At 40.8% G+C, this 5,634-nt stretch carries 4 protein-coding genes; all 4 read right to left on the reverse strand.

Going from position 1 to position 5,634, the window contains the following annotated elements:
- Positions 1 to 55: 55 nt before the first annotated feature.
- Positions 56 to 763, reverse strand: a complete 708-nt coding sequence (locus DBR11_RS06595) for an SIMPL domain-containing protein (RefSeq protein WP_108550812.1) — start codon at positions 761 to 763, stop codon at positions 56 to 58.
- 89 nt (positions 764 to 852) lie between these two features.
- Entirely contained in the window at positions 853 to 1,455 is a 603-nt protein-coding gene (locus DBR11_RS06600; protein WP_108550814.1) for a lipoprotein signal peptidase, read from the reverse strand.
- Complete coding sequence (locus tag DBR11_RS06605; RefSeq protein WP_199076627.1) at positions 1,455 to 1,838, reverse strand: TraR/DksA C4-type zinc finger protein; 384 nt, start codon at positions 1,836 to 1,838, stop codon at positions 1,455 to 1,457. The genes DBR11_RS06600 and DBR11_RS06605 overlap by 1 nt, the downstream gene beginning before the upstream one ends.
- A gap of 5 nt (positions 1,839 to 1,843) precedes the next feature.
- Entirely contained in the window at positions 1,844 to 5,233 is a 3,390-nt protein-coding gene (gene ileS / locus DBR11_RS06610; RefSeq protein WP_108550818.1) for an isoleucine--tRNA ligase, read from the reverse strand.
- Positions 5,234 to 5,634: the final 401 nt, after the last annotated feature.

Below are 5,634 nucleotides of genomic sequence, written 5' to 3' on the forward strand. Positions count from 1 at the left end.
GTTTATTATATAATAATTATAAATTTCTATCAAGACTGTATAGTGTTCAGATCAATTATTTTAATTCGAACACGACATTCACTACATAATTTAATTTAATCTTCTTGAAATCGATTTCCGGAGCAGGAGCCTCTGCAGCATCACCGGCATAAGCAGATTTCATCATAACATTGGCACGGTACATAGGTTGAGGATAGTTTTCATTGTTTACTTCCTGCACATCGATTGCACTTCCCAAGTGGTCTCCGAGTGCTTCTGCCATGTAAGCGCCTTTAGCTTTGGCTGCCTGAATAGCCTTAATTTTCAGCTCTTTCTTCAAAGCCTCAATTTTAGAGTAATCATAGCTGTCAATATTGGTATAGGCTACTCCTTTTGGATCAACAGCACCAATAATTGCATTCCATTTGTTCAGGTCTGTTACTTTCAGGCGATATTGTTTACTCACCAGGAAATCCGGATCTTTCTTTTTCTCTGTTGCATAATTATAGCTGGAGAGGTTATTGATCATCAGATTCTCTTTTGGTATACCCGCACTTTGGATGGCATTGAATAATTGATTCTCCAGTGTAGTGATGTCTACTTTTTTCTTGCTGTTGTTGTCTTTAAGATACTCTTTTAATGAAATGCTTAAGTAGATGATGTCTGGGGTTACTTCTGTTTCGGCAGAACCGCTAACGGAAATCTTCCTTCTCATATCTACTTGCTGGGCCATGGCGCTCATACTAAATAAGGCAACAAAGGCAAGGGCTACTAATTTTTTCATAATGGTATAAATTAATTTCTTTTGTGTGTTTAATATTCAGATGTAATTATCATACCAATTCCATAAGGATAAAATAAAAAAAGAATAGATTAATCTTCAACGATCTCATTATTAGGGCCTATTTCTTCGATAATTTCTTCTTTGAAATAGCTTTTTTGAAATACGAGGATTAGTATTACACCTACAGAAATAGCTGCGTCTGCAATGTTAAACACGGGTCTGAAGAAAATATAATCTTCCCCGCCCCAGATTGGTACCCATTTTGGAAATACACCTTCCAGTATGGGGAAATACATCATATCGACTACGCGACCATGAAATAGACCCGCATAGCCATAAATTTTACCATAAAACACAGAGTCAATGATATTACCCAGTGCCCCGGCAAAAATAAGAGCTACATTTAATATCAGGCCTCTGTGATATTTGCGCTGAATGAGATAATGCAGGCCATAGCCAATACCAGCTACAGCCGCAATTCTAAATAAAGATAAAGACAGCTTACCAAACTCCCCGCCAAATTCGAGACCAAAGGCCATACCATTGTTCTCTGTGAAATGTATAATGAACCAATTGCCCAGGATTTTGAATTCCTGGCCAATGTACATATGGGTTTTGATCCAGGTTTTTACCGCCTGGTCTATAAGCAATACTAAAAAGATAATTAGTAAAGGTTTGGTATAGCCTTTCATTATGCCTGCTTCAGTTTAGCTTCCATACTTAAGGTTGCATGAGGAACAGCACGTAAACGTTCTTTCTGGATCAGTTTGCCGGTTTCCCTGCAAATTCCATAAGTTTTGTTTTCAATGCGTACCAGGGCAGCTTCAAGATTTTCAATGAATTTTTTCTGGCGGGCAGCTAACTGATTGATCTGCTCTTTTTCCAAAGTTGCAGAACCATCTTCTAAAGTCTTATATGTTCCGGAAGTATCTTCTGTACCATTAGAGTTCGGGCTACTTAATGAATTGGTTAAAGACAGGAATTCTTCTTTCGCCATACGTAATTTGTCAAGGATCAGGTCTTTGAATTCCTGTAACTCACTATCAGAATACCTTGTTTTCTCAGTTTTTTCCATAATAATTATTGTGTTTCAATCGAAATTAGTAATTCAACATCATCTATTACGATTTTGTTTCCTTTGTCTATATTCTCTGTTAAATTAATGTCATCTGCTAAAATTTCCGAGCAAATGTATTGTTTATTTTGTTCTACTGCGGCGGTGATCAAATTATCCTTTTGTAAACTCACGGTAATGCGATCCGTCACTTCAAAGTTCAGTTCCTTTCTCAAATTCTGGATGCGGTTAATGAGTTCTCTGGATAAGCCTTCCTGTTTCAATTCTTCAGTAATGGTTACATCCAGGGCAACAGTTAAACTGCCCAGATTGGTCACCTGCCACCCTGGTATGTCCTCGGCAATAATCTCTACATCGGCCAGTTGGATCAGATAATCGGTACCCGGGATCAGATATTCTCCGGTATTTTCAAACTGTCCCAGCTGCTCCTGGCTCAGGTTATTGATGACCTCGGCTACCAGCTTCATATCTTTACCAACTTTTGGGCCCAGGGCTTTAAAGTTAGGTTTGATCTTTTTCTTGATGAAGCCTGCAGTGTCAGTAATATACTCAATATTTTTAATATTCGTTTCGGATAGAATTAATTCTTTTACCAATTCTACTTTGTCTGCAAATTTCTGGTCCAGAACGGGTAAAAGAATCTTGGCTAAAGGCTGACGAACATTGATGCTGGATTTCTTACGGAGCGACAAGACCATAGATGAAATGTCTTGTGCAAGCTGCATCCGTTCGTTTAGGGCGGTATCTATAAGCGAAATATCTGCCTCTTTCCATAAAGCCAGATGAATAGATTCTGCAGCATTCTTATCTGCTACAGCCAGGTTTCGGAACAACCAGTCTGCAAAGAAAGGCGCTACTGGTGCCATCATTTGAGCTATGCTCATCAGGCAAGTATACAGGGTTTCGTAAGCCGCTTTTTTATCAGCAGTCATCTCGCCTTTCCAGAAGCGGCGACGGGACAACCTGATGTACCAATTGCTCAGGTGTTCGTCTACAAATGCCTGGATAGCTCTTGTTGCCCTGGTTGGTTCGTAAGAATTATAGCTTTCGTCCACTTCTGCAATCAGGGTTTGCAATAAAGATAAGATCCAGCGATCCAGTTCGCTGCGCTGGGCAACTGGTGTTAGATTGTTCTGGTCTATCTCAAACTGATCGATATTGGCATATAATGCAAAGAAAGCATAGGTGTTGTAGAGGGTGCCGAAGAATTTACGGCGAATTTCTGCAATACCTTCTGTGTCGAACTTCAGGTTGTCCCATGGATTCGCATTAGAAATCATATACCAGCGGGTAGCATCTGGCCCGTACTCTGCCAGTGTTTTGAAAGGATCTACCGCATTGCCCAGGCGTTTGGACATCTTTTGTCCATTCTTGTCCAATACCAGACCGTTAGAGACTACATTTTTATATGCGACCTGATCAAAAACCAGGGTGCCGATGGCATGCAGGGTATAAAACCATCCACGGGTCTGATCTACGCCTTCAGCAATAAAATCTGCAGGAAAATCTTTGTTGCCATCAATTTTATCTTTATTCTCAAAAGGATAATGCCATTGCGCATAAGGCATAGCACCACTGTCAAACCAAACATCAATAAGATCGGATTCGCGTTTCATTGGTTTTCCTGACGGGGAAAGCAAAACAATTTCATCCACTACATTCTTATGCAGATCAACCAGATCATAATTCTTCTCAGACATATCTCCAATCTCAAATCCCTTGAATGGATTTTCTTTTTGCAGACCAGCTTCAATAGATTTTTCTATCGCCCTGTATAACTCTTCTACAGAGCCAATAATCATCTCCTCTTTTTTGTCTTCTGTTCTCCAGATTGGCAAAGGGATTCCCCAGTATCTGGAGCGGGATAAGTTCCAGTCATTGGCATTTTTTAGCCAGTTTCCAAAACGGCCCTCGCCAGTGGATTTGGGTTTCCAGTTAATGGTCTCGTTCAGATCAAACATACGATCTTTTACGTCCGTTACCTTAATGAACCAGGAATCCAACGGATAATATAAGAGGGGCTCATCAGTTCTCCAGCTGTGTGGATAGCTGTGCACGTATTTTTCTACCTTGAAGGCTTTATTCTCTTCTTTTAAGCGGATAGCGATTTCCACATCTACGGATTTTTCAGGAGCTTCACCAGTATCATAATACTCGTTCTTTACGTATTTACCTGCAAGATCTCCCAGGTGCGAAGTGAATTTACCTTGCAAATCTACCAGGGGTACTGGTGTTCCGTTTTCATCCAGAACCAGCATAGGTGGGACTTCCGGAGTAGCTTCTTTTGCCACTTTAGCATCATCTGCACCAAAAGTAGGGGCCGTGTGTACAATACCGGTCCCATCTTCTGTGGTTACAAAGTCACCTGAGATGACACGGAATGCATTTTCCGGGTTTTGATAAGGAAGGGTATAGGGTAAAAGCTGTTCATATCTGATGCCTACCAGATCTGCACCTTTGCACTCAGTTAAAATCTGATAAGGGATTTTTTTATCACCAGTGGCAAAATTATTGAAATCTTCTGCCGAGGTACTTTCGAAGTATACTTTGTTGAATTGTTTTCCAACCAGATTCTTCGCCAAAATCACGTTTACCGGTAGGAAGGTATACTGATTAAAAGTTTTGACCAGTACATAGTCTATTTTTGGCCCAACGGTTAATGCGGTATTGGAAGGCAATGTCCATGGAGTTGTTGTCCATGCCATCAGGTGGATTTCTCCAAATCCTTGTAAGAATTGAGGAAGGGTATCTGGTAATGACTTAAATTGTGCAACAATTGTCGTGTCGGTAACGTCTCTGTAAGCACCAGGCTGATTAACTTCGTGAGAACTCAGTCCGGTTCCGGCTTTTGGAGAGTAGGGTTGTATGGTATAACCTTTATAAAGAAGGCCTTTATCGTAGATTTGCTTTAAAAGCCACCAAACAGACTCCATGTATTTTGACTTGTAAGTCACATATGGATCACCCATATCTACCCAGTAGCCCATTTGTTCGGTCAGGTCATTCCATACGTCGGTATAGCGCATCACTGTTTTTTTACAGGCTTCGTTATAATCTTCAATGGAAATGGTTTTGCCAATGTCTTCTTTGGTGATGCCGAGTTCTTTTTCAGTTCCAAGTTCTACAGGTAGTCCATGGGTATCCCAGCCGGCTTTTCGTTTAACCTGGAAACCTTTTTGTGTTTTGTAACGGCAAAAAATATCTTTAATCGCACGGGCCATCACGTGGTGGATCCCCGGCATGCCATTGGCAGAAGGGGGGCCTTCGTAAAAAGTAAACGGATTGGACTCCGGACGGGTAGAAATGCTTTTTTCAAAGATGTTCTCCTTTTTCCAAAATTCAAGTATTTCTTTGCTTAGTTTAGCTAGTTCCAGTTGTTTAAATTCCCTATACATCAATCAAGTATCTCCAAAAAATTAAGGTTGCAAAGTTAAGATATTAAAATTAAGTTTTTCTTACAGCAGCCGCATAATTTAATGAATTGTTTGGAAAATTCTGTACAGCTGCTTCAAGACTAACGAGATCAGGTCCGCTGAAGAAGCGGACAGATCTCTGAGGTCTTTCTGCATCGTACGAGTATTTTCCGTAGCAAATTGCAGAGGGACGGTGATGACCAGGTAGGGCGCATCATCCTGTAATCCTTACTGCTTTGGTTACAGCTTGGTCGATGTTAGTTGTTCGATGATCCGGCCTGTTAGCGCCGATTGTTCGGCAAAAGTACCTGTTTGCCTAAGTTACGACGCAGTAGTGGCGGAGAAGTGACGAACCAAGACGAAGCTAAATACGAGTTTGGGGC

Source organism: Pedobacter sp. HMWF019, from assembly GCF_003061025.1.
GTDB lineage: Bacteria > Bacteroidota > Bacteroidia > Sphingobacteriales > Sphingobacteriaceae > Pedobacter.

Coding starts and splice junctions, on each gene's coding strand:
- DBR11_RS06595 (WP_108550812.1), bottom strand. CDS start 763: ATGAAAAAATTAGTAGCCCTTGCCTTTGTTGCCTTATTTAGTATGAGC.
- DBR11_RS06600 (WP_108550814.1), bottom strand. CDS start 1,455: ATGAAAGGCTATACCAAACCTTTACTAATTATCTTTTTAGTATTGCTT.
- DBR11_RS06605 (WP_199076627.1), bottom strand. CDS start 1,838: ATGGAAAAAACTGAGAAAACAAGGTATTCTGATAGTGAGTTACAGGAA.
- ileS (WP_108550818.1), bottom strand. CDS start 5,233: ATGTATAGGGAATTTAAACAACTGGAACTAGCTAAACTAAGCAAAGAA.